The following is a 25,726-nucleotide window of genomic DNA, read 5'->3' as shown; positions in this document are numbered from 1 at the left end:
CTGGATTGGCAAATTATTTAAGAGTGGCTCATCTCACCGTTCGTCAACCCCTCCTTACGGTCGCGTAGGTCACATCCGAAGGTGAATCATGGTCCTTCGTGGCAGACGATTCGAAGAATGACAACAGATCAGTGATCGGGTCGTACGTGGCGGTGGGGGACAGCTTCACCGAGGGCGTCGGCGACCCCGGGCCCGACGGGGCGTTCGTGGGCTGGGCCGACCGGTTCGCGGTACTGCTCGCCGACCGGCGGCCCGAAGGCGACTTCAAATACACCAATCTCGCGGTACGCGGGAAGCTGCTCGACCAGATCGTGCAGGACCAGCTCCCGAAGGCCGTCGAACTGGCCCCGGACCTGGTCTCCTTCTGTGCGGGCGGCAACGACATCATCCGCCCCGGCACCGACCCGGACGAGGTGGCCGAGCGCTTCGAACGGGCCGTGGCCCAGCTGACCGAGGCCGCGGGCACGGTGCTGGTGACGACCGGCTTCGACACCAGGGGCGTCCCCTTGCTCAAGCATCTGCGCGGCAAGATCGCCACGTACAACGGGCACGTCCGCGCCATCGCCGACCGGTACGGCTGTCCCGTGCTCGACCTGTGGTCCCTGAAGTCCGTGCAGGACCGCAGGGCCTGGGACAGCGACCGCCTCCATCTCTCGCCCGAGGGGCACACGCGCGTGGCGCTGCGCGCCGGCCAGGCCCTCGGCCTGCGGATCCCGGCCGACCCGGAGCAGCCGTGGCCGCCGCAGCCGCCCCGGGGCACCCTGGACATCCGTCGCGACGACGTCCACTGGGCCCGTGAGTACCTCGTCCCGTGGATCGGCCGCCGTCTGCGCGGCGAGTCCTCCGGCGACCACGTCACAGCGAAGGGCACCTTGTCGCCCGACGACATCAAGATGCGGATCGCTTCGGTGGCCTGAGCCACGACGGCGTGCCCCGCACCGCGTGGATCGCGGTGCGGGGCACGGCTGTGCTTGGGGCGGGGGCGCCTCGGTGCGGGTGGGGGCGTGGTGCCTGCGGACATCGCCGACGACGGTGGTGGTCACGGTGTCCGGAGTTCTGCGGTGCGAGCCGCTCCGGTGACGCCGGTGGCGCACGGAAGGACCGGGACCCGGTCGGGGACTGCGCGATGCCGAGGGGCGCCGAGCGGTGCGGTACTTCGCGGTCTTCCGGCCGGCCCGGTACTTCGCGGTCTTCCGGCCGGCGACCGAACCCCGCGGCCGAGGCGGCGCGGCGCGAGGCGGGTGAAGGTCTAGCGTTCGGTCAACGCGCTCCGCTCCAGGCCCAGTTCCCGGGCGAGCGCGTCGTCGACCCACTCCTGCGCGCGCGCCCGTGGCACCGCTCCCGGGTACGACGTCAGCTGGACCGCCAGCCCGTCCAGCAGCGCGGTCAGTCGCAGCGCGGCGCCTGCCGGGTCGGCGCAGGCGAACTCGCTCGCCGCCACACCCTCGGCGAGGACGTCGGCGATCGCGGCCTTCCACTGCCGGTCCAGGTCCCGGGTGACCTCCCGCAGGGCGGGCTCGCGCAGGGCCACGGCCCAGCCCTCGATCCACAGCCGCCAGCCCTTGGCCTGCCCGGTCGGCGCGTACCAGCGCACCGCGGCCCGCAGCCGGCGCAGTGCGGACGTCCGCCGGCCCAGCAGCTTGCGCAGATGTGCGAGGTCGTCCTGTGCCGCGTAGGCGAACGCCGCCGCGACCAGCTTCTCCTTGGTCGAGAAGTGGTACAGCACCAGCGCGTTGCTCACCCCGAGCGCCGCGGCCACGTCGGCGATCCTGACGGCCGCCACGCCCCGCACCTCGATCTGCCCGATGGCGGCCCGCAGCAGCTCCTCCCGCCGCTCGGCCACGCTCAACCGCACTCTCGCCACATGGTCACCCTAATCCGTTGTCAGGGACAGCACCGAAGGGGCCCGTTCCTCCGGCCTGCTCGGAGCGCGTTCGGGGGAGGCTCGACGGGCCCCCTCACCGGTACCAGCCGAACCGGTCCGCGATCACCGGCAGCCGGTCGGTCACCAGGGCGTGTGCGGCCGTTCGCGGGGTCGTACCGTCGGCGTCCGCGCGGTCCAGCATCAGCTCGACCAGGGCCCGCATGGAGCGCCGGATGTGCGCGAACGCCTCCTCGGCATCGGCGCCGATGTCACCGAACAGGGTCCACCACCACCAGGCGTTCGTACCGGAGTTGACCACCACGTCCGGCAGCACGGTCACCCCGCGCGCGGCCAGCAGCTCCTCCGCCTCGGGCAGCACGGGCATGTTGGCGGCCTCGACAATCCAGCGGGCGCGGATCCGGTCCTGGCCGACGGTGTCGATCGCGTACGACACGGCCGCCGGCACAAGCACCTCCGCGTCGGCGGACAGCCAGGCGTCGCCGGGCAGTTCGCGGTCGCCGGGGCGCAGCACACGGCGGTCGACGGTGCCGTGACCGTCCCGCGCGGCGAGCAGCGCCTCGACGTCCAGCCCCGCCGGATTGGCGATCGTGCCCTTGATGTCGGCGACCGCGACCACGGACAGGCCCGCCCGCGCGAGGAACCGCGCGGTGGCCCCGCCCATCGTGCCGAGCCCCTGCACGGCCACCCGGGTGCCCGCGTACGGCACGGACGCCCGGTCCAGTGCCGCGAGCACCGACTCGGCCACCCCGCAGCCGCCGGCCAGTTCGTCCAGGCCGATGCCGTCCACCTCGACCGCGAAGGCGTCCGCGAGCCGCTTGCGGGCCGTCGCCTCATCGTCCAGCAGCGGGTACACCGCCTGGATGGAGGAGACCAGTCCCGCCTCGGCCGCCGCACGGTCCACCAGGTCCTGGGTGAGGCCGAGATCCTCGCCGGTGGTCCAGCAGCTCTCGATGTACGGCCGCATGGCGCGCAGATACCGGACCAGCAGCCCGTACGCCCGCGGATCCCGGGGGTCGCAGTCGATGCCGCCCTTGGCGCCGCCCAGGGGGACGTAACGGGCCTCGGGGTCGTAGTGCAGGGCCTCCTTCATCGTCATGCCCCGGGCGAGCCCCGCCACCTCCTCCAAGGTGCAGCCGGGGCGCATCCGCAGCCCGCCGCTGGCCACGCCGCGCACCAGCCGGTCCACGACGAGGAAGCCCTGGCGGCCGGTGACGTGGTCGGTCCAGACGAGCGACATCAGGGGAGCGGGGGCGGTCATGGGATCTCCTCGGGGACGGTGATCAGGGTGGGACCGGGACCGGGACCGGGGCCGGTGCAGGGCCTCGGCGAGGACGCGCGCCGGCGCGGTGGGAACGCTGGGCAACGGGAGTTGGAGCTGTACGGCGGTCGCCGGTTCCCGCAGGGTGAACCGCAGTCTGCCGCCGCCGCTCGGCACGCGCACCTGCCGGTGCGGTTCGCCGACCTCGGCGCCGAGGCCCACGGGCACCGGATTCAGCGTGCGTCCCGTGCGGCGGTCTCGGCATCCTGCGCAGTCTGCTACTGAATCACCGGTCAGTATCCGGAGCCGGTCCGAAGCCTGTCAATGTGCCGGATGGGCGTTCAGCGGTGCCGCGCCGGATCCACAGGGGCACCCCGGCCGGGCCGGGCTGTCGGAGGCGCCGACCATAATGGGGAGCCTCACCCACTCCACCGGGAGGTACCGTGACCGGACTGCGTTCCTCGAGCTCCGGCCTCCGCGCGCTGCGGCCTGCGGCCTTCGGCGCGGATCCGGGAGGTGAGCGCCTGGCACGCATCCGTCGCTCCCCCCACTTCAAGGACGGCGTCTTCCAGAACCCGGGCGGTGTGGCACGCACCCGGCCCTCCGGTTCCACGCTGGACCTCGCGAAGATGTTCCTCGACAAGGACACCCGGCCCCGGCGCGCTCCGAAGGGCACCATCCCGGTCCATCCGACGACCTTCGCCGACCTGGCCGAACCGCCCGTCACGGGACTGCGGCTGACCTGGATGGGCCACTCCAGCGTCCTCGCGGAGATCGACGGTCATCGGGTGCTGTTCGACCCCGTCTGGGGCGAGCGCTGCTCCCCGTTCCCCTTCGCCGGACCCAGACGGCTGCACCCCGTGCCGCTGCCGCTGGCCGCGCTCGGCGAGGTCGACGTGGTCGTCATCTCGCACGACCACTACGACCACCTGGACCTGCCCACCATCAAGGCTCTGGCCGGCACGGACACCCTGTTCGCCGTGCCGCTCGGTGTCGGCGCCCACCTCGAGCACTGGGGTGTCTCCCCGGACCGGCTGCGCGAGCTGGACTGGCACGAGTCGGCCCGGGTCGGCGGCCTCACCCTCACCGCGACGCCCGCCCGCCACTTCTGCGGCCGCGGCCTGCGCAACACCCAGCACACCCTCTGGGCGTCCTGGGTCGTCGCCGGCGAGGAGCACCGGATCTACCACAGCGGGGACACGGGCTATTTCGACGGCTTCGAGGACATCGGAGCGGCCCACGGGCCCTTCGACGCCACGATGATCCAGATCGGGGCCTACAGCGAGTTCTGGCCCGACATCCACATGACCCCCGCGGAGGGCCTGCGTGCCCACCTCGACCTCCAGGGCGGGGACCCGCACGGCGCGCTGCTCCCGATCCACTGGGGCACCTTCAACCTCGCCCCGCACCCCTGGGCCGAGCCGGGCGAGTGGACGAAGGACGCGGCCGAGGAGGCCGGCCAGGCGGTGGCCCTGCCCCGGGCCGGTGAGCCCTTCGAACCGGCCGGGAAGCTTCCCACGGACACCTGGTGGCGCGCTGTGTCCCACCCGATCGCCCACCCGTGGCACCGACCGCGGCCGGTGGTGCCGGCGGCCGCTGAGGAGCGGAGCGGCGATCTCGATCTCGCGGGTGAGGTGTGACATCGGGCGAGCATGAAATCGGCCGGGTCACAGAGGCGTTGAGCCGGCATCGGATGGCTTGGCGCCGGTTTCCCGACACTCGTCCTGATGGAGTGTCAGGCGTGTTGCGAGGCTGGTCAGGTGGTCTGATGGCCAAGCCGGCGAGGCAGTATCGCCGAGACGGACCTGATCGGGTTCAGTTCTGGGCCGTAGGCCGGACGACGATCTCGTTCACGTCGACGGTGGCAGGCTGCTCGATGGCGAACGCGATGGCCTGGGCGATCGCCTGGGGCGGGATCGCGATCCGGTCCCGCATCTCCGTGATCTCCGCTCGGACCTGTGGATTCGTTGATGCCTCGGCGAAGTCGGTCCCGATGACGCCGGGCGAGACGGTGGTCACCCGCAAGGAGTCACCGGCTTCCTGGCGCAGGCCCTCACAGATGGCGCGGACCGCGGACTTGGTACCGGCGTAGACCGCCATGGCCGGCACGATGCGAAATGCGGCAGTGGAGGCGATGGTGATGAACTGGCCCGTGCCCTGGGCGCGGAAGACCGGCAGCGCGGCGCCGATCCCGTGCAACACGCCTTTGATGTTGATGTCGACCATCTGGTCCCACTCGTCGACCCGCAGATCGTCGAGAGGCGAGATCGTGCCGGCTCCGGCGTTGCTGACCAGCACGTCGAGCCGGCCGAAGCGCTCGCCCGCCAGCGCGACCAGGGTGTGCAGGTCGTCCCTTCGGGTCACGTCCGTGCGGGTCTGTACGGCCGCGCCGCCCGCCTTCTCGATCCGGGCCACCAACTCCGCGAGGCGCTCGGACCGGCGCGCACCCAACACGAGCCGCGCGCCTCGCTCGGCGAGCAGCAGCGCGGTCGCCTCGCCGATGCCGCTGCCGGCTCCCGTGATCGCCACGACCTTGCCGTCGATTCCCGACATGATGTCTTCCTCTTCCTTCTCGGTACCGGTTCCGGGTGATCGCCCCGAACGCGTCCGCGCGCCGGGACCGCCCGGCGCCGGGGGAAGAGCGGCCGCAGGCCACCGGTGAGAGCCGCACCTCCCGCTCGGGGCTCAGTCTGCGATGGCTTTAGCCTGGTATCCAGAGCGCGTTCATTCTGGAACCAGAGGTGTCATCCTCCATGCCGCAACAGCCGGACCAACGCCGTGAGCTGGGCGCTTTCCTCCGCAGCCGCAGAGAGCGCATCACCCCTGACGAGGTCGGGCTGCCCCCCACCGGCCGACGCCGGACCCCGGGCCTGCGCCGGGAGGAACTCGCGCTGCTCGCCGGGATCAGCGCGACCTGGTACACGTACCTTGAGCAGGGCCGGAACATCCGCGCCTCGGACCAGGTGCTCGAGGCCCTCGCCGCGGTGCTGCAACTCGACCGGCACGAGCGCGATCACCTCTTCCGGCTGGCCGGACACGCGCCCGCGGCCGAACCCGAAGCACCCGAGCCGCTCCCGGCCGAGGTGGCGGCCGTCCCGCTCCTGCTCCAGCCGCACCCGGCGTACATCATCGGCGGCACCTACGACGTGCTCAGCTGCAACCAGGCGGCAGATGAACTCTTCCCGCGCCTCACCACACCCGCGGACCTGCCGGCGAACTTCGCGCGCTGGGTGTTCCTCGAACCCGCGGCCCGGGACGTTCTGGTCGACTGGGAGCCCGAGGCACGCGGCCTGCTTGCCCGGTTGCGGACGCTGGCCGGCCGCCACCCGGGCGATGTCCGGTACACCCGGCTGATCGACGAGTTGAACGCGGGCAGCCCGCACGTGCGTGCCTGGTGGCCGCAGTACGACGTGCAAGCCCGGCACGGCGGACGCAAACGGCTGCGGACCCCGGGACGCGGGACGGTCGATTTCGCCTACACCGCGTTCCACCTGGCCGAACAGCCGGAACAGACACTGGTGATCTACTCCGACGGCCGGGAATCCGCCGCTTGATCCTGGCGGCTACTCGCGCGGTGTCGGGGCGACGGCAACGGTCCACATTCCATGGCCGCGTTCCATGGCCGCTATGGCGGAACCTGTCCGGGTCGGCGTCCGTGCGGGCGGTAGGCGTCGTGGGTGTCCACGGGGGCACCGCCGCCCTTGGTGCCTCCGCCGGGTATGTGGATCGTGTCGCCCACGGCGGCAGCGGCGGTGCCGTGGCGGGGCACCGGCATGGGCGCGAGGGTCCGCCAGCGGTCGCGCGTGGTGTCGTATGCCTCGGTGTCGGGGAAGACGCCGTGGGATCCCGGTGCCGGATTTCCTTCACCGCCGAAGGTGTAGATCGTCGTGCCGACGGCCGCCGCCGCGATGCCGCCGCGAGCCGTCGGCATGGGGGCACGCCGGCCCCACCTACGGGTGCGCAGGTCGAGGGCGAAGACCTCGCCCCGTACGTGGGCCTGCCCCCGGTCACGGCCACCGACGACGTAAAAGGTCGCCGCGATGAGGGCGCCACCGGCGTGGTCGCGGGCTTCGGGCAGGCTGGGCAGGGTTTCCCAACGGCCGGTGGTGACGTCGAAGCAGGACACGGTATCGACGGTGTCCTGAAGGCCGCCGGGCTGGGGCGTCAGTGTCCGCATCCCGCCCGCGAGGTAGATCTTCGGTCCGTGCACGCCGATGGCTGCGCTGCCCCGCTCGGTGCCCGGCGGCATGAACGGCACGGGGGACCACTGGTTCGTGCGCGGGTCGAAGACATAGGCGTTGGGCAGCGCCTGCCAGGATTCCCCGCCGGAAAGGCCGCCGAGCACGTAGATCTTGCCGCCGACCGCCGCGGCGTTGGGGTGATTCATCGCCACCGGCAGCGGAGCGACGTCCGACCAGCGCCCGGTCCGGGAGTCGTAGACCTCGACCCGGTTGGTGGTGGTGAAGCCGCCGCCCGGTGTCGGGGTGATGCCCGCGATCACGTAGACCTTGCTGCCGAGGGCGACGGTACCGTGCTCCTGCCGGGCGCCGCCTCCGATGGGCGGCAGCCCCTGCCACCCGGTGCGGTACCCGCCCGGGACCCGTGAGCTGGGAGTGCCCGGTGAGCCGGACGGATCCACGGGGCCGGAATGGGCGTGAGCCGGCACAGCGGGTGCGTCCAGCGCGGCCAGCAAGGCCGTTCCACGGATCAGAACGTCGCGTCGGAACATCTCATCTTGCCTCTCCCTCCTGCGGGTTGGTGGTGGCCGCCTGCGTCGCCGACCCGGCTGCGGATGCGCCGGGCCGGCGCCGATGGAGGTGCGGTCAGCCTGCGGGCGCCTGCTGGATCTCGGCGGCGGTCAGGACGTGGCCGCCGATGCCCCAGCCGCCGTCGGGCACCTCCTCGACGAGCACCAGGGTGGTGGCGCGGGCACGTTCGCCGTAGATCTCGGTGTACAGGTCGGTGGTGCGGGTGATGATCTGCGCCTTCTGCTCGTCGGTGAGGGTGCCTGCGGGGACCTTGAAGTTCGCGTACGGCATCGCGTTCGCTCCTGCCGGAGTTGGGATGGGCGGGCTGCGGCGTCGTGCGTTCGCCGCCCTCCCACCATCACCTGGTCCGCGGACGGCAGCCAGGCTGTGCACACCCTGGGGTTGCCGTCCCCTGGTTCGCCTGGGTCGTACGCGGCACGATGCGGGCATGGACCTTTCCGAACTCGCGGCGTTCCTCAAGTCCCGGCGCGCGCGGATCCGGCCGTCCGACGCCGGTCTGCCCGCCGGGCCCCGGCGCCGGGTCCCCGGACTGCGGCGCGAGGAGGTGGCTCAGCTCGCAGGCTTGTCGGTCGACTACTACACCGAGCTGGAGCGCGGGCGCGGCCCCCAGCCGTCGGCACAGGTCCTGGCCGCCCTCGCCCGTGCGCTGCGCCTCGGCGGCGACGAGCGCGACCATCTGTTCCACCTCGCCGAGCGTCCCGTGCCCCTGGCCGCGGGCGGCCTGGCCGCGCACATCACGCCGGGGCTGCCGGCGCTCCTCGACCGGCTCGCGGCGACTCCCGCGCAGATCACCACCGACCTGCACCAGACCCTCGTACAGAACGAGGCGGCCATCGCGCTCGTGGGCCGGCAGCCGACCGGGCGCGGGGCCAGGGCGAGCTTCATCCACCGCTGGTTCACCGATCCCGCTTCCCGCGCCCTCTACCGTCGGACGAACACCCGCACCAGTCCCGGGTGTTCGTCGCCGACCTGCGGGCTGTCGCCGCACGGCGCGGCCGTGATGCCGAAGTGGGCGGTCTTGTGGGCGAGTTGCGGCGGCGCAGCGAGGAGTTCGCCGCGCGGCGTCAATGAAGATCATTAATGGTGGGTTGCCTCCGGCAGTAGACCCTGGGGGGTGGCCAGCCGGTTGAGCAGGCCGGTGAGTGCGGCCCTCTCCGTCGCGGTCAGGTTTGCGGCGAATTCGGCGTCGGCGGACTGTGCCAGCTCTCCGCAGGCTGCGAGCAGTTCCCGGCCATGCTCGGTCAGTTTCAGCACCTGGCGTCGGCGGTCGGCCGGATCCCTTACCCGCTGAATCGCACCGAGCTTCTCGAGGTGGTCGGCCAATGCCACGACGAGGCTGGGCGCGACGCCCATCACCCCGGCGATCTCAAGCTGCGACGAGGCCCTCCCGGTGTCCAGCACCACCATCAATCCGACGTGCTTGGGCTTGAGTTCATGGGCCTTGATGCGGGCCGCGAAGAGATCGATCGCCATCGTCCCGAGTACGCCGAGGCGGAAAACGACGCTGGAGTTCACCTTGCCAAGAGCCATAGATGCAATGCTACATTAGCCGAATCATTCACACTCTGAATGATTCGAATGGTGACCGAAATGGCGAAAGGGTCAGTCATGCTCAGTCCTGCCACCGTCCAGCTGCACCTCGCCGATCTCCAGGAAGGCATCGTCGAGCTCAGCGGCACGACTTCACCGGCCACGATCAGGCGATCCGTGGGCTTCCTGGCCCACCTGGCTCAGCTGCTGGACATCCCGGTCACCCTCTCGGCGGCGCCACGCCCGGGTGGCCCTGCGGTCATCGAGGAGGCATCCATCCCCCAAACGCCCGTCTTCGTCCGCAGCGGACCGTGCGCCTGGGACGATGCGGCCACCCGCCGGGCCATCACCTCCCAGCCCCGTAAGAACCTGGCCATCTGCGGCGTGACCAGCGAGATCGTCGTACTGCACACGGCACTTGACGCCATCGCGGCAGGCTATGAGGTCTCCGTACTCCTCGACGCCTGCGGTGGACTCTCGCCGCGCACCGAGCAGGCCGCCTTCCGCCAAATCGAGGCGGCCGGAGGCAGGATCACCAGCGTCGCCAGCCTCGCCACCGACCTCGTGCGCGACTTCACCACCCCGACGGGCCAAGAGGTCATCTCGGCCCTGCACGGTCTGATCCAGCACCCCGCGGCCGAACCGGCACGGTAGCCACCAGCGCATGCCCGGCCAGACGGGGTTTCTGTGCGGTCGCTGGTGATCTTCGTGTGCTGATGTGCGGTGGATGCCTGTCCCCGCAGTTCAGCGCACTCCGCCAGACGGAGACATCACACGGCGAAGCTCAGTAACGTGCTTTCGGTGTCGTAGACCGGGGAGGGGCCCAGGATGACCGGGACGTGGTGGCTCATGCAGGGAGAGGTGCGGGTCGGTGAACTCCGTGAGTACGGGATCGACCAGCCGACATTCTTGTGCCACTTCCTGCCTGGTCCGGGCTGGGAGCCCGTCAGCCCGCTGTTCGAGGCGTGGGCGGCCGTACAGGGCCCTGACCCTGACGGGAGCCGACACGCAAAGGCCATCCGGCCTTTGATGGATCTGGGGCTGACCCTGCACCCTTCGGACGGTAGCGTGCCCTTGGGCCTCTTCAGGGACTGCATCCTGCGCATCGATGGGAACACGGCCCGTCTCCGTTGCTGATCAGCCGATAAACGCGCGTGCCTGTTCACCCCGGCGCTGTTACGGTGCCGCATCGTGAGTACGGACATCCACGGCGGCATCGAGTTTCGTCACCCCGGCGTCGGCACCGACTACTACGACGGTGAGGCGTGGGTGGCCGCCATGGACCTTTGGCCGCTGTACGACGAGACCGACTACGCGGCCTTCGGCTGTCTCTTCGGAGTACGCAACTACGCGGGCTTTCAACCGCTCGCACCAGACCGCGGCCTTCCCGCCGATCTGTCGAACGGGATGCGTTCGCAGTTGGGTCCTGGGTCGGAGCGGGCGACCTGCACGGCGCGACCTGGGTCAGCTGGGCGGAGCTTGCTTCGATGGATCTCGCGACCGCGCCTGATCACTTCATCGGCCGGCTGACCTGGCGCACGAAATCGCTGCCTTCGACACTGCATCAACAACTCGTTTCCGATTCCTGGCCGCCGGAAGCTCTGTCTGCGGTAGGTGTGCCGCCCGCGGACTTGCGCAATGCGACGGAACGCGTGGAGTGGGCCACCGACGAAGTGATCGGCACATACGAACCGTTGACCGTTGGCGCCGTCCTGGGACCCGAAACGCACTGGCCACATGTATTCGCCGTGTTGAAGGCCCTGGCAGGCCGCTTCGGTGATGACGGCGTCCGCCTGGTCGTGGCGTTCGACTGACCGCACGGAGCCTCCCATCTCGGCGGACTCGCGAGCCATCCGGACTGGCAACCCGCACGGTGCTGCGGCTGGCGTACTCCGTCGTAGCGAGCAGCAGTCGAAAATCGGTGGCCACCTGAGCTGGCCGACCCCACGCTGTACGCCATGGAAGAACCGCACCACCGGATCCGTGCGCTCCACACGGCATCCACGATCACCGTCTACCAGGCCTACGCCCCTGAAATCGGAGTGCCCGCTGTCCGCGACGGCCGCTTTCCCTCCACGTGGCTGCGGGATCGCATGACGTGGATTAGACCCAGCTTCCTGTGGATGATGTACCGCTCTAACTGGGGCACCAGTGCCGGGCAGGGGACCGTTCTTGCCGTCGAGATCACCCGCGTCGGCTTCGACTGGGCGCTGCGCCACGCCTGCCTGTCGAGCTACGTTCGCGGCCTGCATCCCGATCGCGGTCCCCCGGCGCTGCGCTCATCGCCGCCGGAATCGCCGATGACATCGCGCGCTACTGCGAGATAGCCCGCGAAGAGTTCGGGAAGGGGGTGAGCCATTGACGAGACATGACCGTGAAGCAGAAAAAGCCCACCACCTGGACAGAATCTGCCGGACGTTCTCCACCAAGATCGGCCCGGAATCGGCGAAGCGCCTGGCTCGCCTCCTGGAACGACCGCCAGGGGGCAAGCTCGAATAAGACACCTAGTGTCTCGTGATCCCGTACGTGCCACTCACGACCCAGCAGGAGATCCTGGGGTGACCTGCGAGGCTTCGCTTGAAGCATCGGTAACGGGATCACGAAACACTAGTGATTCTCCGAACATACTCTGAAGCGGAATGGGTCTAAATGCTCGGAGACACTCAGGGTACTCTGAGATCAAGGCTTCCGCCATGAGCTCCTTCTCACCTGCTGGCTGGGCAGGGTGAAATAAGCTCTGTCACGCGTGCCACTGAAATCGAGATCCGCTAGAAAGCATTTACGCTGTCAATGAGGAGACTCTTGTTCGCCTCGTTGACGTAGACCTCGATGCGAATGGTCTTGCTTGCCGTCGGGTTGGGAAAATCGAGAGTGGACGTGACAAGGGTCCACTCGTTCCCTGCGACGAACGCAGCCGGCATGGGTCGGTTAGGGTCCGTGTCGAGTTGCCATATGGCAAGCGCCCCCGAGACGGGACCATCGAGACCGGCGCGGACCCAGGCAAAGGCCGAGATGCTCGTCAGCCCCTGAGGCGTGATCACATCCTGCCCGACGGAGCCGCTCGCAACCGAGGACCGCAGTGTCAGGAAGATGCTTCCAGACTTGGCGCTAACCCCTTGCACAGGATCGAAGCCGAGGGTAGTGGCGTTCGCGAAATTAATGCGCGCCCAATGATCTTCCTTACCCTCAAAGCTCGGGTTTATCAAAAAAGACACTTCCACCTCCTCTATTCGCGCATCGAGTGGGAAAAGTATCGCGGTTTACCCGCCCTGGCAAGACCTGCGAAGAGCGTATTTTAGATTGCCACGGCCCTCGCAAACAACTTTTCTCCGATTCGCCACCTATTATCTCGTGACCCTGTTCGTGTCACTCATGCCCCAGCAAGATAAGCATCGGTAACGGGATCGCGAGACATTAGAGGGGACCTGGTGATCAGGCCCCCTCTTCCCTGTCCTGGGAGGATTACGGCGTTCATCCGCTCGTACTCCTCCGCCTCCTTCAGGGCTTCCCAGTTCACCCGCGCGTGCGGCCCAACAAGGCCATCCAGAGCCTCGGTGGTCGGACGGACGATCATCTTGCGCTCTATCTCCGCGATGCGCGCCTCAACGGTCTTGCGTATCTCGCGATACTCCCGAGTCTTCAGCTCCTGCTTCTGCCACATGTCCTTGAGCTCGTCCAACGCGCGACGGTCGGCCTCGATCGCGGTCCGATCCTCCTCCGACAGTTCAGGGGGCGTCGGCGCCTCCGACAGATCAAGCCGCTCAAGGAGGTTGATGGTGGCTTCGCTCACGAACTCTTCCAAGATCGGTGCGGAGACGGCCCTGTTGCAGCGCGGAGTGTCCAGCCGGTAGGCGCGGCGCTCACGGACTTCGAGCCACGTCCCCCGATCGATGATCGCGGGCCACTCGCCATCCCTCACCTCCTCGCTCCGGAAGACACGGATCCCGGCGACGTGGCGGTTGTCGAGAACATCCCGCACTCGCGGGGCACTTCAGCTGCGCCCCTCGGCGGTCTTCTCGCCGCGTTCGTACAGCTCCTTGGCCAGTTGGACCGGGCTCACTCCGTCGAGATGGCGAGTGAAGATCTCCCGCACGGTGGCGGCCTCTTCAGGGACGATCGCCGTGCCGGTCTTGTCGTACCCGTGGCGTCGTCGGCCGGTGTGCGGCCTCCCATCCTGCACGCGGTCAATCATGGAGTCGATCAGTCGGCGCGACGTGTCGTCACTCGACCGGCACGCGTGCGCGACCTCGATACGCAAGAAGAAGCGGTCATCGGGGTCCGCGAGATCACGCCGGTTCGCCTGACCATGCAACGTGATGTCGTGATCGCCGGCGATCTGCAACAGCTCTTCGAGATCGCGCGGCTGTCGCATCAGCCGGTCCGGGTGGTACGTGAGGACGTGTCGCACGTGGCCCTCGCTGGCCTCGGCCAGTAGCGCATCCCACCCCCGGCCGCTTGCGCTCCCGCTGCCATGCCGACCGGTTATTGTCCACGAAGACCTGGTCTTCATCGACTATCAACCCAAGCCGGTCCGCCACCTCGCGGCAGATGCTCTCCCGGCGCTCCATGCCCGTCTGGTCGTCGTCGTTCACGTGGGAGATACGGCAGTACATCGCCGCCGACTCCCCTGCTCAGTTGGCGCGATGCTTCTTCTCCCGCTGCCCGCCGACTGCCTGCCTGGCTCGGAGGGCCCTCCGTAACCGGGCGTCCGTCTGCTGGTCCTTGTCGTCTTCAGCCGTGGGAAGAGGTTATGAACGCGGCTTGTTCCATGTCATCCGGTCCCGCTGCCACACCGCCGGGAAACGGCCCTCCCGGGCCGCCGGCAGGCCTATCTCCGGGCCGTACGCCTGGTAGACGATGACCGTGGAGTCCGTGTGCCGGGCATGAATCTGGTATTTGGGTTCTGCCACGGGGACCAGGGTGGGCACGCCGTTCCGTACGCGCCATCGAGTTACCGCCCGGTCCGTTCGGTGATCAAGTGGACCTTCGGGCGTCATGACCTGCGGCGGAGGGGCTGCCGGTCTATTGATCAGGGGTCTCGCTCACCAGCGAGGCTGACGAAGACCACGGCTCTGACCTGGTCGGATCCGTCGGTTCCCGGCCCTGTCGCGTGACGTCAGCCGGGGAACCACACTGGTCGGTGAGGCGCCCTCCTGGTGGCGCTTGCCCGCGATGGAAGGACGGACCCATGCCCACGGACACGCTTCCCAGCCCGCTGCGATTCCTGGTCTTCGGCGCGGCCCTGCGGGCCGATTCGGTCAACGCCCGCCTCGCCTCCCTCGTGGCCCGGCTCCTCTCCGACACCGGTGCCACCGTCGACCTCGCCCACATGCGCGACTTCGACATGCCCTTGTACGACGGTGACATGGAGTCCAGTGAAGGGCTGCCGCACGGCGCCCTCGCCCTACGCGACCGGCTCGAGCAGAGCGACGCCTTCGTCATTTCCTCGCCGGAGTACAACGCGTCCGTGCCGGGACTGCTGAAGAACGCGATCGACTGGGTCTCGCGTGTCCGGCCGCAGCCGTTCAAGACCAAGCACGCGCTGCTCGTCTCCGCCTCGCCGTCCTTGGTCGGAGGAAACCGTGGGCTGTGGGCCCTGAGGATTCCCCTGGAGCACCTGGGCACCCGCGTCTACCCGGACATGTTCAGCGTGGCCAACAGCTACCAGGCCTTCGCCGACGACGGAACGCTGGCCGACCCTGGGCTCCAGCAACGTCTCACCGAGACCGTGTCGGGTTTCCTGAGCCTCGTCGAAGCGGACGTGCGCTACGTCTGCCTCGAACGCCGTTGGTACGAGTTCCTGGGAGACCGTACCGAGGCGGCCATCACCCAGCGGGCCGAGAAGTGACGCCGGGACGCCGCACGTTCAACTCGACCTGAGTGGGCAGACGGGCGGAATCCCACTGTCGCCGAAGCGCAGAGCATGCAGCTACCGCGGACGCCGGTGGCAGCAGCGATCACGCGCCGGTATCCGGCCGGCAGTGCGTGGGGCGCTCGCCCCCCTCACCTGACGCACAGCGGAGCCCTTACGCGAGTGCCTCGCTCTCCCGATGGGCTCGTGCCGTGGCCATCAGGGCGTCCAATGCGGCCCGGGTCCGCACGAGTTCGTCGATGTGCTCGGAGAGCCGGTCGCGCTCCTGCGCCATCCGTTCGAGAGCGGCATCGTAGTTGCCCTCGCTGGGCGTGTCGACGCAGGGCAGCAGCTCGGCGATCGTACGACTGGACAGGCCCGCCGCGTACAGGCGCTGGATGAATCGCACCCGCTCCACCTCGGCCTCCGTGTAATGCCGCTGCCCACTGGCGCTACGGCTGCTGGTCAGCAGCCCCTGCTCCTCGTAGTAGCGCAGCGACCGGACGCTGACGTCGGTACGCGCCGCGAGCTCGCCGATCCGCACGACTGCCTCCCATGGTGAACCACGCCACACCGCTTGCCTCTGACATCCATGTCAGGTTTTAGCGTAGCGCTGTGCCCGGCATCCGGGCACGCGATACGGACGGAGGAGTCCGACGTGACGACGTTGTTCAGCAGCTACCGACTCGGCGACCTGACCCTGCCCAACCGGATGGTGATGGCCCCGATGACCCGCGTCAGGGCCGCGGCCGGGGGCCTTGCCACACCGTCCATGGCGGCGTACTACGCGCAACGCGCGACGGCCGGACTGATCGTGTCCGAGGGCGTGCAGCCCAGCCTCATCGGGCAGTCCAACCCGGGCACGCCCGGACTGCACACCGATGAGCAGGCCGCCTCATGGCGTGCCGTGACCGACGCCGTACACATCAACGGCGGACGGATCTTCGCCCAGCTCATGCACGGCGGCCGGGTCTCGCACCCCGACACGACCGGCCACCAGCCCGTCGGCCCCTCGGCGATCGCCGCAGTGGGCGACGTCTTCACCCCGACCGGCCCGCAGCCCGCACCCATGCCCCGCGCACTGGACACCGCCGAGGTGCCCCAGCACGCCCACGCGTACGCCGAGGCGGCCCGCCGCGCGATCGACGCGGGCTTCGACGGAGTCGAACTCCACGGCGCCAACGGCTACTTGATCTCCCAGTTCCTCTCCTCCAACGCCAACCGGCGCACGGACCGCTACGGCGGCACGATCGCGGGCCGGATCCGGTTCGCCGTGGAGGCCGTGGCCGCGACGGTGGACGCGATCGGCGCGGCCAGGACGGGCATCCGCCTCTCCCCAGGGGGCGGCTTCTGGGACGTCGAGGAGACCGACGCACTCGCCCTCAACACCGCGCTGCTGACCGAACTGGCCGGGCTCCAACTCGCCTACGTCCACCTGGAGGTGACCACGGACGAGGAGGTGCTCCTGGGTCTGCGCCACGCCTGGCCCGGCACCCTGATCGTCAATCCGGTCCTCCCGATGGGCCCCAAGCAGACCGGCCGCGCGGAAGCCGACCACTGGCTGGGCCTCGGCGCCGACCTGATCAGCTTCGGCCGCGGCTTCCTGGCCAACCCCGACCTCGTCGAACGCCTCCGCACCGGCCTGCCGATCGCTCCTGTCGACGAGGCCACGTACTACCAGGGCGGCGATACCGGCTACCTCACCTATCCGACCTATCAGCACACGGCCTGACGCCCGCCTGGGCGGATCGACGACATAGACGGTCCGGCCCGACCGGGCTCCTGCGTGCGCGATGCGTGAGCGGACTGTCCGGCAGCAGCGTCCGGGACCCCCGCAAGGATCGGTGTGTCCCGGCCGTCTTCGGCGAGCCCGGCGGCCCGGGGGAAGATCGTCTCGGCCGACTGCCCGGCTCCTGGGCCGTCCACCGGCGGCCGGGCGGCGTCACGCCGGCGGATGGGCTTTCGGGGCTGCCCGTCTGTCCGAGGCCCAGCGACGCACTGGTTCGACGGTCTCCCACGACACGGTGGCCATGGCCACCAGTGACAGGAGCAGGTAGAAGACGAAGAGTTTGTGCAGGTCGTCGAGGAAGTACCAGATCGACGCCGTGGCACTGAACCAGAAGGCGACCAGCGAGCCGGCGCCGCGCTCCTGACTGCGTGCCGCGCTGACGAGGCAGCAGGCGGCGGTCAGCGCGAGCAGAGCGGCGAGGGCGACGTAGGAGTGGGCCCATCCGACGTAGGCGCGCCGCAGTTCGGAGTTGACCGCCACGGCCTCGGCCACCGGTCCCCAGCCCACCACGCACGACAAGCGTGTCGACCACGGCAGCGTCACCAGCCCCAACACGCCGGCCGCGATGGCGACCCAGCCGAAGTGAGCGGTGTCCACCAGTCGGCCACGGGCGCACAGCAGCGAAAGCAGGCATCCGAGCAGAGCCAGAGCGCTGTCTGCGGAAGGACGCAGTGAGATACGGAACTTGTCCCGGAGAGCGGTTCGGCCGCCGGATCGCGTCGCCGGGGGCCCGGGCGTGGTGGCCTGGACCGTCGGCATGGAGGTCTGTGTCAGGGCGTCGGCGAGGGCTGCGCGCATCTGCCCGGCATCGGCGAACCGTTCCTTCGGGTCCTTGCCAAGGGCGCGCAGGATCACTGCCTCCACCGCCGGTGGTATGTGCGGTCTCAGCCGCGAGACCGGCTCGGGTGCGGCGAACAGGTGTTGATGCATGACGGCGAAGGGCGATTCGCCGCGGAACGGGGGCTGCCCGGTCAGCAGTTCGTGCAGCAGACACCCCATCGCGTACAGATCGGCTCGATGGTCGATCTCCGACCCGTTGATCTGCTCAGGGGAAAGGTAGGCGGGAGTGCCGATCGCCGCACCGCTCCCAGTGATGCGGGTGGCGGTCTCGCTGAAAGCCTTGGCGATGCCGAAGTCGAGGACCTTCACGGTGTCGGGTCCGGTGAGCATGATGTTCGAGGGCTTGATGTCCCGGTGCACGATCCCGCACTCGTGGCTGTGCCGCAGCGCGTCCAGCACCGCGCATGCCGCGTTGACGGCGTCGGCGACGGGCAGTGGGCCGTCTCGCAGGACCTCGGCGAGGGTGGCGCCTTGCACGTACTCCATGACCAGGTAGGGCTGTGGGCCATCCGGGTGCGGCTCCTCGCCGACGTCGTGGATGGTGGCCACCGCTGGATGGTTCAGCGCGGCAGCCGCGTGCGCCTCGCGCCGGAAACGGGCTCGTGACTGCGGATCATGAGCCAGCGCCGAGGAGAGCAGTTTCACCGCGACAGTGCGGCGCAGCCGCTGGTCCACCCCGCGATGGACCGTTCCCATGCCACCTTGACCGAGCTTCTCGACCAGCTCGTACCGGCCGCCTAGGACCATTTCCCGCCCCACTCACGCCTCCCGTGAATCAGAATCCCGGCGCAGCTTACGGCGCGTCCTCGACGGGGCCATTGCCACCACCGCGGCCCGGCGGGTCGTACGGCAGGAGCGCGCGTACTGCCGACTCACGTGACCGGTCGGCCAGAGCGGGGGACCAGGGAGTGGCTCTATGCCGTGTCAGTTTCTACGGCAGGCGTGCGGGCTTGGCCGACGGGTGCACCCCCTGCCACACGTGGTGCTCGGGCGGGAAGCCCATGGCCGTCAGCGTGTTGACGAGCATGCCGTAGGCGAGGAAGGCGGTGGTCGCGTTCACATCGGCGCCCAGCGGCAGGTGCACGGTCTCCCACAGCTTCATCCAGCCCGCCCGGACCGCATCGCCGAACCCGTGGTCTCCTGCCGCCTGGACCGCCGTCACGGTGATGTAGGTCTGCATGTGCATCTGGAGCTTCTCGGGGTGCTCGGTGAGCATGCGCGAGTACGCGTTCGCCATCGCGTGCAGCGCCTCTTCGCCGAGCAGTCCCTCGGCCGCCTCTGCGAGGATCGTGCGGGTGTCCTCCAGGGACCGGAGCGAGGCGGCGACGAAGAGTGTCATCTTGTCCGGGAAGAGCCGGAAGAGGTACGGCTGCGAAACGCCCACACGCCGCGCGATCGTCTCGGTGGGCGTGCCGTAGTAGCCCCGCTGCGCGAATTCGGTGATCGCCGCGGAGATGACGCGCTCGCGTCTTTCCTCTGCGCTCAACCTGGCCACGGGCGGAAAGTTAGTTATCAATAGCTAAGTGAGCTCGAAGTGAGGGTGAACATCGCCCGAGCGTGCGGTGACTGTCGCCGGCAAGGCGCAGCCGGCCACCGTGCTGCCGGGCGGCATGAGGACGGTGATGCCGAGCGCGCCGCCGATCTCGCGGACGGCGGCAACCTGCCGCCATCCTTGCCTCCCGGCAAGCTCGCGCCCAGGCGCCACGGCCACCTCCGGCGAGGGCGCGCGGACCGACGCGACGGCCGCGTCCGGCATGTTCGCGTGAAGCCCCGCGGCGGTCACCCGCCGACAACAGCCGGGCCACCTGACGGGCACCGGCGGTGTGTTGAGGCTCCTCTTGGAACAGCCGTAGCGCGCCCAGTGCCGCTCCCATGTGGGCCGGGGCGAGCCCGGCGTCGATGATGAAAGCGCGGGCCGTCTCCGCCGGATGCCCCTGCGCGGGCCCAGCACGGCCCCGTGCTGCGAGGCCAGGGATTTCGACTGCGCGCCGGCGTCGGTATCTGATCCCTAGACGGATGGCTTGTCGGGCGGGCCGAGGATGGCGGGAATGTCGTCCATCCAGGCGAGGACCCCTTCTTCGTAGCGGATCCCGAAGGTCAGGGTGGCGCGCTGTACCGCAGCACCGAATGGGCGTACGGGCATGGCATACGCCGTATCGAGTGGGGCCGCGACAACTACCGGTTCAAGGAGCGGCACGCCCTGACCGGCACCGACCTGTGGGCCCTGGTCTACGCCCCCGAACCTCGCCCGGACCTCGAACCGGCGCTCGCCCACATGCACCTGGAACTGTCCGCCTACATCAACGGAGACTGAGATGGGACCCGGCCGGGGCCGTGCCGCGCTGCTTCTGACGGCCGTCGTCAGCGTCAATGCGTCGTACACGGTGATGATTCCGTTCGTGCCGGACCTGCAACACCGGGTCGGGGCCGCCCCGTTCGTCGTCGCGCTGACCTTCGCACTGTTCGCCGGGGCCAAGACGCTCGCCCAGCCGGTCGGCGGATGGTGGGTCGACAGGTGGCGGGCGGACCGCGTCGCGATGCTGTCCATGCTCACCGCCACGGCCGGTATCGTCCTCACGGCCCTGGCCCGGGACACTCTCACCCTGCTGGCCGCACGTGCGTGCTGGGGGATCGGGGAGGGACTGGTGACCCCGGCTCTCTACGTCGGCATGGCGGCGCTGTGCCGGCGGCACGGGATCTCGACCAGCAGGATGATGGGCAACTTCGGGTCCGCCGCGGTGGCCGGGTTCCTCCTCGGGCCGCTGATCGCCGGAGTGGCCGTGCCCGCCGGCCTGACGGGGCTGTTCCTCACGGGCGCCGCGGTGACCGCGGTGACGGCTGTCGGACTCGTACGGGCCATTCCCGGGCCGGAGTCCGACAGCGGCCCCCGGGAAGAGCCGGACGCCGTCCCCGCCGCCGATGCCTCCGCGGCCGGGACCGCACCGGTCCGGTGGTGGGTGTGGGCCCTCCTGCTCGGCGGGCTGGACATGTTCACCTTCGTGGTGTACTCGGCGCTCGAACCGGTCCTGCCGGTCTACCTCAGCACCGGAACGCACGCGTCGGCACGCACGGCGATCTCGGCCGTCTTCGTCGCCGGACTGGCCGTCTCGGGCCTGGCGATGCGGCTCCTGGGCCGGTACACGCCGCCGCTGCGGACCCTCGCCGCGCTCGGACTGGGTCTCACGGCCGTCGGCCTGTGCGCCATGGCCGTCAGCGCCGACGTCGTGGCGGTCGCCGCGAGCTTCATGGTCTACATGTTCGGTTACGCGATGCTCTTCCTCACCACGCGGCGCGGGATCGTCGAGCTGAAGGCCGTCGCCGCGGACGACGGCAAGGCCTTCGGCCTGTTCGGCCTGGTCTCGGACATCGGCAACGTCATCGGCCCCTTCATCGGCATGGCCCTCTATGCGGTGACCGACCGACTGCCGTTCCTCGTGCTGGGCGCCGTGAGCGGCCTGGTGCTCCTGCCCCTCGCCGCTGCGGGCCGGCGCCGGGGTACCGGCCGTGGTCACGGTCGAGCCGGACAGCCGATGACGTCCGAACTCGTCCGACGGGCCTGACCCCGGCGAAGGTCGGGCCAAGGCTGACACTCTCCGTGATGTACGGGGTGGTCGGTGTCGCCCGTCGAGGCGTGCCGTGTGGTGGCGGGCGGACCGGCGACCGCCGTGAACCGAGCGCGAGGCGAGGGCCGGCGGAGGTCTGCCCGCCGCTCGCCGCCTTCCTTTCGTGACCGGTTTTGACCAGGTCGTATCGGCCTCTTTCGCCTCGATCGTGGGGTGTCCGGCCGGGTTATCGGTCTGTCGTACGACGCTTCATACCAGAGTGGGACGCTCCTCGGGGGAGTTTGTCAACTGCCCGCCGCACGTGATGCGCAAGCAACTACTGTGAGTGTCCGTCGCGTCGCGCGGCCGGTTCCGCCGGTTTCTCGGCCGACACGACGATGACGTATGCCCGCCTCGCGCTCCGCGTGAGGAAGGGGCCCGACGGACCAGTACGAGGACGCAGATGTCTCACCTCCGAGCACCGGCCACCCGAGCCGACCGCCGGGAGGGCGGCCGGCACGGGCGACCGGTCGCCCGACCCGCTCCCGCACTGCCCGAAACGCACATACGGCCTCAGCTCATGCGGCTCGCGGTGCTGCCGCCGCTCGCGGTCGCGCTCAGCGCGACGGCGGCGGTGTTGTTCAGCATCCGCTCCACCGGCGCCCGCACCGGCCCCACGCTCTGGGCCGTGCTCGCCGGAGCGGTCACCGTGACCGTCGCCGGGATCCTCATCGCCGCCGTGGCCGCCGACCGGGCCGCCCGCTCGGTCTCCGACCGCGTCGACGCCCTGCGCCGTACCGCCGCACGCGGCGAGGCCGACCTGCACGCGCTCGTCGACGCGCTGCGCCAGGGGGAGACACCGCCGCCGCGTGGGCCGCGCCGCCGCCCGCCGGAGGACGCCGACGACTTCGAACTGCTCGCCGCCGACCTGGCCCGCGCGTACGACGGCGCCGTCACCGCCGTCGTACGCGCCGCCCAGCTCTCCAGCCAGGCGGGCAGCGAGCAGAAGCTGGAGGTCTTCGTCAACCTCGCGCGCCGGCTCCAGTCGCTGGTGCACCGGGAGATCTCGATCCTCGACGACCTCGAGAACGAGATCGAGGACCCCGACCTGCTCAAGGGCCTGTTCCACGTGGACCACCTGGCCACCCGCATCCGGCGGCACGCCGAGAACCTGGCCGTGCTCGGCGGCGCCGTCTCCCGGCGCCAGTGGAGCAACCCGGTCAGCATGACCGAGGTGCTGCGCTCGGCCATCGCGGAGGTCGAGCAGTACTCCAGGGTCAAACTCGTGCCGCCGATCGACGGCGAACTGCGCGGTCACGCCGTCGCCGACGTCATCCATCTGCTCGCCGAACTCATCGAGAACGCCTCGGTGTTCTCCGCCCCGCACACCCAGGTGCTGCTGCGCGCCAACCTCGTCACCTCCGGCCTCGCCGTGGAGGTCGAGGACCGCGGGCTCGGCATGCCCGTCGGCGAACAGAACCGGATGAACGCCCTGCTCGCCGACCCGGACCAGGTCAACGTCGCCAGCCTGCTGGCCGACGGCCGCATCGGCCTCTACGTCGTCTCCCAACTCGCCCGCAGGCACAGCATTCATGTGCGCCTGCAGACCAACATCTACGGCGGTGTGCAGGCCGTACTCGTCGTCCCGCAGGCCCTGTTGGGTACGGCACCAGGGGCGGCCGGCGCGGACACCGGTGCCGGCGCCGGGGCGGGCGTACCCGGGCCGCAGGGGCCGGCGGACACCGGCGCGTCCCCCCAGGTGCGGATGCAGGGTCAGGCCGGCGGGCACGGCCAGGGCCCGGGCCGGACTGGTGGGCATGGCCAGGAGCTTGGGCAGGGTCACGGGGTGCACGAGCCCGCACAGGCGCCGGGGCCTGTGCCGGGACCGGCTCCAGTGCCCGCGGCGGGAGTGCGGTCCGGGGGGCCGGCCCCCGCGTATGGCGGTACCGGGCCGGGGACCCAGGCGGCAGGTGCCGAAGCGGCCTCCGCGACCGAGGTCGGCTCCGGGCACGACGCCGGCTCCCGGGGCGAGGAGGGTCCAGGTGCCGGGCAGCCCCCGGTGACCGGGCGCAGGCGGCACGCCCAGCGCGGCAGCGGGCGGCGCGGCGCCGACGGCGGGGCCGGGCGGCGTGGCGGCGAGAGCGGTGACGCAGGGCGCGGAGGTGCCCCGGCGCCGCTTCCCGTGCGCGACACCCGGCAGGACCGGCTCAACCCCGCCGAGGCACGGCCCGGCATCAGCGCCGAGGACCGCACGGCGGTCGAGGCGCACGCGGGCACCCTGCCCACGCCCCGCACGGGCACCGTCGACAAGCCCCGACTGCCCCGCCGCCGCGCCCAGGAGCACATCGTCCCCCAGCTGCGCGGCGGCCCCGCACCCCGCCAGGACGACGACACCGTCCCGGGCCACGACCCGGGGCTGATGGCGGCCTTCCAGCGCGGCATCGGACTCGCCGAGGCGCAGCAGCACCTGGAGAGCCAGGAGCCCACCCACCTGGACATGGACACCGACCACCTGGGCTCAGCCCACATGGACGCGGCCCACATGGAGCCCGCCCACAGGGACACCACCGCGCCCCTGTCGAGTCATCACCTCTCTTATGGCGCACCGCAGTTCACCGACCCGGCGCACATGCGCACCGGTCATATGGGCTCAGAACACAGGAACGCAGACCACATGGGCGCGGACCATATGGACCCGCCCCCCATACCCCAGGGGCGCGCCCATGCGCCCGCATCCGACGGTGCCCGTGGCGCCGGCCGGCCCGACGGGAGCGCCCCGGCCGGCTGACCGCCCGCACCGTACACACCCACCCCCACCACCTACCAGCCACCCCCCAGCCCGCGCTCCCGCAGATACCCCAAGGAGTCGATCCACCATGGCGAGCGATGCGCCGACCGCCCACGCATCCGACCTCGACTGGCTGCTGAGCGGCCTCGTGCAGCGCGTACCGCACACCACCAGCGCGGTGCTCCTGTCCTGCGACGGACTGGTGAAGTCCGTGCACGGCCTCGACATCGACAGCGCCGACCACATGGCCGCCCTGGCCTCCGGCCTGTACTCGCTCGGCCGCAGCGCGGGCATCCGGTTCGGCGACGGCGGGGACGTCCGCCAGGTCGTCGTCGAGCTCGACTCGACCCTGCTGTTCGTCACCACCGCCGGCTCCGGCACCTGCCTCGCCGTGCTCGCGGGGCGCGAGGCCGACGCGGCCGTCCTGGGCTACGAGATGGCGATGCTCGTCAAGAGCGTCCGCCCCTACCTGGTGACCGCGCCCCGCCAGCACCCCGTCGAACCCACGGCGACGAGGCCTTGAGCGTGGCCACAGCCGGCGACGGGCCCTGGCTGGACGACGCGGCCGGACGGCTGGTGCGCCCGTTCACCGTCAGCAACGGACGCACCGAGCCCAGCATCGCCCTGGACCTGATGTCGCAGGTGATGGCCACCGGCGTCACCCCGCTCGGCTATCTCGGCCCCGAGCACGCCCAGGCGCTCGACCTGTGCCGGGCGCCCGTCTCGGTCGCCGAGATCGCCGCGCATCTGAAACTGCCCGCCGCGGTCACCAAGGTGCTGCTCTCCGACCTCGTCGACTGCGGGGCGCTGACCACCAAGCCGCCCGTCTTCCACCACACACCCACTGACCGGTCTCTGCTGGAGGCAGTGCTCGATGGACTACGACGACAGCTCTGACCCGTTCCCCACCGCGCTGAAGATCCTGGTGGCCGGCGGCTTCGGGGTGGGCAAGACCACCTTCGTGGGCGCGGTCAGCGAGATCGCGCCGCTCAGCACGGAGGAACTGCTCACCACGGTCAGCGTCGGCACCGACAGTCTCTACGGCGTCGAGAACAAGATGGAGACGACGGTCGCCATGGACTTCGGCCGGATCACCCTCGATCCGGACCATGTGCTGTATCTGTTCGGCACGCCGGGGCAGGAGCGGTTCTGGTTCATGTGGGACGAGCTGTCCGAGGGCGCCCTCGGCGCGGTGATCCTCGCCGACACCCGCCGGCTGCAGGACTGTTTCGCCGCCGTGGACTTCTTCGAGGAACGCGGCCTCGGCTTCATCATCGCCGTCAACGAGTTCGACGGCTCCTACCGTTACGACCCCGACGAGGTGCGTTCCGCCATCGACCTGGACCCCGCGGTCCCCGTCGTCCGCTGCGACGCCCGGATCTCCAGCTCCGGCGTGCAGACCCTGCTCACCCTGGTACGCCACCTCCTCGCCCACGCCCCGGCGACCGCGCCGAGCCACGGCGCCCACAGGTGA

Annotated in this window: 26 protein-coding genes and 4 pseudogenes; 14 read left to right on the top strand and 16 right to left on the bottom strand. The window is 70.2% G+C overall.

Features of this window, described 5'->3' with window-relative positions; all coding sequences use genetic code 11:
- Nucleotides 1-131 precede the first annotated feature (131 nt).
- Complete coding sequence (locus tag BFF78_RS06370) at nt 132-917, top strand: SGNH/GDSL hydrolase family protein (protein WP_069777373.1); 786 nt, start codon at nt 132-134, stop codon at nt 915-917.
- A 332-nt stretch (nt 918-1,249) separates the two neighbouring features.
- Here the strand turns inward: BFF78_RS06370 and BFF78_RS06365 are convergent, their stop codons facing one another.
- Both BFF78_RS06365 and BFF78_RS06360 read right to left on the bottom strand, forming a co-directional pair.
- Complete coding sequence (locus tag BFF78_RS06365) at nt 1,250-1,864, bottom strand: TetR family transcriptional regulator C-terminal domain-containing protein (protein WP_099054828.1); 615 nt, start codon at nt 1,862-1,864, stop codon at nt 1,250-1,252.
- Nucleotides 1,865-1,958: 94 nt separating this feature from the next.
- Nucleotides 1,959-3,143, bottom strand: a complete 1,185-nt coding sequence (locus tag BFF78_RS06360) for a glutamate dehydrogenase (RefSeq protein WP_069783415.1) — start codon at nt 3,141-3,143, stop codon at nt 1,959-1,961.
- A gap of 443 nt (nt 3,144-3,586) precedes the next feature.
- Here BFF78_RS06360 and BFF78_RS06355 point away from each other — a divergent pair, with 443 nt between their 5' ends.
- On the top strand, nt 3,587-4,783 hold the full coding sequence (locus BFF78_RS06355) for an MBL fold metallo-hydrolase (protein WP_193433422.1): 1,197 nt from the start codon (nt 3,587-3,589) through the stop codon (nt 4,781-4,783).
- A 175-nt stretch (nt 4,784-4,958) separates the two neighbouring features.
- On the opposite strand, the gene BFF78_RS06350 is transcribed toward BFF78_RS06355, so the two are convergent.
- Nucleotides 4,959-5,696: an SDR family oxidoreductase gene (locus tag BFF78_RS06350; RefSeq protein ID WP_069777371.1), complete on the bottom strand. Its 738-nt coding sequence runs from the start codon at nt 5,694-5,696 to the stop codon at nt 4,959-4,961.
- Between the two features lie 200 nt (nt 5,697-5,896).
- On the opposite strand from BFF78_RS06350, the gene BFF78_RS06345 reads away from it, so the two are divergent.
- Complete coding sequence (locus BFF78_RS06345) at nt 5,897-6,697, top strand: helix-turn-helix transcriptional regulator (protein ID WP_069777370.1); 801 nt, start codon at nt 5,897-5,899, stop codon at nt 6,695-6,697.
- Nucleotides 6,698-6,768: 71 nt separating this feature from the next.
- Here the strand turns inward: BFF78_RS06345 and BFF78_RS06340 are convergent, their stop codons facing one another.
- Both BFF78_RS06340 and BFF78_RS06335 read right to left on the bottom strand, forming a co-directional pair.
- Entirely contained in the window at nt 6,769-7,872 is a 1,104-nt protein-coding gene (locus BFF78_RS06340; protein ID WP_069777369.1) for a Kelch repeat-containing protein, read from the bottom strand.
- Between the two features lie 94 nt (nt 7,873-7,966).
- The gene (locus tag BFF78_RS06335; protein ID WP_069777368.1) at nt 7,967-8,182 is read right to left on the bottom strand and encodes a 4-oxalocrotonate tautomerase family protein; all 216 of its coding nucleotides are present in this window, start codon (nt 8,180-8,182) and stop codon (nt 7,967-7,969) included.
- Nucleotides 8,183-8,339: 157 nt separating this feature from the next.
- Between BFF78_RS06335 and BFF78_RS06330 the strand changes: the two are divergent.
- A pseudogene (locus tag BFF78_RS06330) lies at nt 8,340-8,971 on the top strand (helix-turn-helix transcriptional regulator); the annotation flags it as partial.
- Between the two features lie 18 nt (nt 8,972-8,989).
- Here the strand turns inward: BFF78_RS06330 and BFF78_RS06325 are convergent.
- Nucleotides 8,990-9,442 (bottom strand): MarR family winged helix-turn-helix transcriptional regulator, encoded by a 453-nt coding sequence (locus BFF78_RS06325; protein ID WP_069777367.1) that lies wholly within the window; start codon nt 9,440-9,442, stop codon nt 8,990-8,992.
- A 78-nt stretch (nt 9,443-9,520) separates the two neighbouring features.
- Here BFF78_RS06325 and BFF78_RS06320 point away from each other — a divergent pair, with 78 nt between their 5' ends.
- The 3 genes and pseudogenes from BFF78_RS06320 to BFF78_RS06310 all read left to right on the top strand — a co-directional run.
- Nucleotides 9,521-10,096 (top strand): isochorismatase family protein, encoded by a 576-nt coding sequence (locus BFF78_RS06320; RefSeq protein ID WP_069777366.1) that lies wholly within the window; start codon nt 9,521-9,523, stop codon nt 10,094-10,096.
- An 833-nt stretch (nt 10,097-10,929) separates the two neighbouring features.
- Nucleotides 10,930-11,256, top strand: coding sequence for a hypothetical protein (locus BFF78_RS46000; protein WP_159032951.1), 327 nt, complete (start codon nt 10,930-10,932; stop codon nt 11,254-11,256).
- Nucleotides 11,257-11,400: 144 nt separating this feature from the next.
- Nucleotides 11,401-11,703, top strand: a pseudogene (locus BFF78_RS06310) (DUF4291 family protein); the annotation flags it as partial.
- A gap of 507 nt (nt 11,704-12,210) precedes the next feature.
- Here the strand turns inward: BFF78_RS06310 and BFF78_RS06305 are convergent.
- From BFF78_RS06305 to BFF78_RS47930, 5 genes and pseudogenes are all read right to left on the bottom strand, one after another.
- On the bottom strand, nt 12,211-12,657 hold the full coding sequence (locus BFF78_RS06305) for a hypothetical protein (protein WP_069777364.1): 447 nt from the start codon (nt 12,655-12,657) through the stop codon (nt 12,211-12,213).
- A gap of 155 nt (nt 12,658-12,812) precedes the next feature.
- Complete coding sequence (locus BFF78_RS47940; protein ID WP_227025729.1) at nt 12,813-13,421, bottom strand: hypothetical protein; 609 nt, start codon at nt 13,419-13,421, stop codon at nt 12,813-12,815.
- A gap of 12 nt (nt 13,422-13,433) precedes the next feature.
- Nucleotides 13,434-13,622, bottom strand: coding sequence for a recombinase family protein (locus BFF78_RS49030; protein ID WP_237282606.1), 189 nt, complete (start codon nt 13,620-13,622; stop codon nt 13,434-13,436).
- Nucleotides 13,623-13,670: 48 nt separating this feature from the next.
- Nucleotides 13,671-13,952, bottom strand: a pseudogene (locus BFF78_RS49025) (recombinase family protein); the annotation flags it as partial.
- 238 nt (nt 13,953-14,190) lie between these two features.
- A complete protein-coding gene (locus tag BFF78_RS47930; RefSeq protein WP_418346622.1) occupies nt 14,191-14,352 on the bottom strand; it encodes a DUF4291 family protein in 162 nt (53 codons plus the stop codon).
- A 278-nt stretch (nt 14,353-14,630) separates the two neighbouring features.
- Here BFF78_RS47930 and BFF78_RS06290 point away from each other — a divergent pair, with 278 nt between their 5' ends.
- Nucleotides 14,631-15,290 carry an NADPH-dependent FMN reductase gene (locus BFF78_RS06290; RefSeq protein WP_069777362.1) on the top strand — a complete coding sequence of 220 codons (660 nt, stop codon included), beginning with the start codon at nt 14,631-14,633 and terminating at the stop codon, nt 15,288-15,290.
- Nucleotides 15,291-15,468: 178 nt separating this feature from the next.
- Here BFF78_RS06290 and BFF78_RS06285 read toward each other — a convergent pair whose 3' ends face one another.
- On the bottom strand, nt 15,469-15,837 hold the full coding sequence (locus BFF78_RS06285) for a MerR family transcriptional regulator (protein ID WP_069777361.1): 369 nt from the start codon (nt 15,835-15,837) through the stop codon (nt 15,469-15,471).
- Nucleotides 15,838-15,951: 114 nt separating this feature from the next.
- Between BFF78_RS06285 and BFF78_RS06280 the strand changes: the two genes are divergently transcribed.
- Entirely contained in the window at nt 15,952-17,025 is a 1,074-nt protein-coding gene (locus BFF78_RS06280; protein ID WP_069777360.1) for an alkene reductase, read from the top strand.
- Nucleotides 17,026-17,235: 210 nt separating this feature from the next.
- Here BFF78_RS06280 and BFF78_RS06275 read toward each other — a convergent pair whose 3' ends face one another.
- The 4 genes and pseudogenes from BFF78_RS06275 to BFF78_RS49300 all read right to left on the bottom strand — a co-directional run bounded on the left by BFF78_RS06275 (nt 17,236) and on the right by BFF78_RS49300 (nt 20,065).
- Complete coding sequence (locus BFF78_RS06275; RefSeq protein ID WP_069777359.1) at nt 17,236-18,669, bottom strand: protein kinase domain-containing protein; 1,434 nt, start codon at nt 18,667-18,669, stop codon at nt 17,236-17,238.
- Between the two features lie 184 nt (nt 18,670-18,853).
- Nucleotides 18,854-19,417 carry a TetR/AcrR family transcriptional regulator gene (locus BFF78_RS06270; RefSeq protein WP_069777358.1) on the bottom strand — a complete coding sequence of 188 codons (564 nt, stop codon included), beginning with the start codon at nt 19,415-19,417 and terminating at the stop codon, nt 18,854-18,856.
- Between the two features lie 151 nt (nt 19,418-19,568).
- Nucleotides 19,569-19,903 (bottom strand): annotated as a pseudogene (locus BFF78_RS47925) (8-amino-7-oxononanoate synthase); the annotation flags it as partial.
- A gap of 27 nt (nt 19,904-19,930) precedes the next feature.
- A complete protein-coding gene (locus BFF78_RS49300; protein WP_257786866.1) occupies nt 19,931-20,065 on the bottom strand; it encodes a hypothetical protein in 135 nt (44 codons plus the stop codon).
- A gap of 172 nt (nt 20,066-20,237) precedes the next feature.
- On the opposite strand from BFF78_RS49300, the gene BFF78_RS06255 reads away from it, so the two are divergent.
- The 5 genes from BFF78_RS06255 (at nt 20,238) to BFF78_RS06235 (ending at nt 25,726) form a co-directional block, all read left to right on the top strand.
- Entirely contained in the window at nt 20,238-21,482 is a 1,245-nt protein-coding gene (locus BFF78_RS06255; RefSeq protein ID WP_079161166.1) for an MFS transporter, read from the top strand.
- A gap of 445 nt (nt 21,483-21,927) precedes the next feature.
- On the top strand, nt 21,928-24,252 hold the full coding sequence (locus BFF78_RS06250; protein WP_257786865.1) for a sensor histidine kinase: 2,325 nt from the start codon (nt 21,928-21,930) through the stop codon (nt 24,250-24,252).
- Between the two features lie 88 nt (nt 24,253-24,340).
- On the top strand, nt 24,341-24,775 hold the full coding sequence (locus BFF78_RS06245) for a roadblock/LC7 domain-containing protein (RefSeq protein WP_069777354.1): 435 nt from the start codon (nt 24,341-24,343) through the stop codon (nt 24,773-24,775).
- A 2-nt stretch (nt 24,776-24,777) separates the two neighbouring features.
- Complete coding sequence (locus BFF78_RS06240) at nt 24,778-25,149, top strand: DUF742 domain-containing protein (RefSeq protein WP_069777353.1); 372 nt, start codon at nt 24,778-24,780, stop codon at nt 25,147-25,149.
- On the top strand, nt 25,127-25,726 hold the full coding sequence (locus BFF78_RS06235; RefSeq protein ID WP_069777352.1) for a GTP-binding protein: 600 nt from the start codon (nt 25,127-25,129) through the stop codon (nt 25,724-25,726). Before BFF78_RS06240 ends, BFF78_RS06235 begins: the two co-directional genes overlap by 23 nt.

Origin of the sequence: Streptomyces fodineus, from assembly GCF_001735805.1 — a bacterium.
GTDB lineage: Bacteria > Actinomycetota > Actinomycetes > Streptomycetales > Streptomycetaceae > Streptomyces > Streptomyces fodineus.
Note: the sequence above shows the minus strand (reverse complement) of the source record. Positions and strands in the feature narration are given on the sequence as shown.